We start from the raw sequence: 1,071 nt of genomic DNA, 5'->3' as shown, positions 1-1,071 counted from the left end.
GCGAGTTGTTCCCTTCTGAATTGGGCGTTGAAGGATTCGATGAAGCCGTTCTGCCAGGGTGATCCGGGGTCGATGAATGCGGTGTCGACGCCGGCGGTGTTGCACCACTCGATCAGTGCGGCGGCGGTGAATTCCGGCCCGTTGTCGCAGCGGACGTAGGTCGGTGCGGTGCCGGTTTCGGCGATGATGTTCTCCAGCACCGCGACCACGTCTGTGGCCTTGAACGACCTCCGCGGGATAACCGCCAGCGCTGTTCGGGTGTATTCGTCGATGACGTTGAAGAACCGGATATGCCGGCCGCAGGAGGTCACGTCGGACTGGAAGTCGAAGCTGACCACATGCATTGGATACTCGGCCGTCAGGCGTTTCTGTTCTCCGGCGCCGGGGCCGGTGCGGCGCTTCTTCCGGGCCCTGGGCTTGCAGGTCAGGCCTTCGTCGCGCCAGAGGCGGCGGATGCGCTTCCGGTTTAGCGCCACCCCGGCCCACGCCGGCTGGGCCAGCAAGTGCCAGCGGGCCTTCCGCCAGCCCCACGCCGGGTGCTTCACCGCGGTGGCACGCAGCTCCGAGCGGAGCTGCGTCTCTTCGAAGCCCATGTCGGGCTTCTTTTTGCGGAACGCCGACCGGTTCTGCCCCAAGACCTTGCAGGCGAAGCGTTCGGATGCCCCGAACTTCTCCACCGCCATGCGCACGGCACGGCGGCGGGGTTCGGGGCTCAGAATTTTCCCTTCGCCACCTCGTTGAGGATGTCGATGGCCAGTTCCTTCTCAGCCAGCAGCCGCTTAAGGCGGGCGTTCTCCTTCTCCAGCTCCTTGGTCCGTTTGAACGCTTCGGCGTTCTTCTCCGACCCGTACTGGTTCAGCCACCGGTACCAGGTCGCCTCGGTGACCTGAAGCTCCTTGATGACCTCGACCATCGGGCGGCCCTCATTGAGCATCTTCTGGCCCTGCCGGACCTTGGCGATGACCTGCTCAGGGGTGTGTCTGCGTGCCATGATTCGTGAATTTCCTCCTGTGCCCATTCTCGGACACGAAACTCACACAAACACTGGACTCCTTACCGGGGACCCAACCA

Annotated in this window: 1 pseudogene; it reads right to left on the bottom strand. The window is 63.7% G+C overall.

Features of this window, described 5'->3' with window-relative positions:
* Window positions 1-991, bottom strand: a pseudogene (locus AB0313_RS22130) (IS3 family transposase); the annotation flags it as partial.
* Window positions 992-1,071 lie beyond the last annotated feature (80 nt).

It is taken from the genome of Pseudarthrobacter sp. NPDC080039 (assembly GCF_040702335.1).
Classification (GTDB): domain Bacteria; phylum Actinomycetota; class Actinomycetes; order Actinomycetales; family Micrococcaceae; genus Arthrobacter; species Arthrobacter enclensis_A.
Note: the sequence above shows the minus strand (reverse complement) of the source record. Positions and strands in the feature narration are given on the sequence as shown.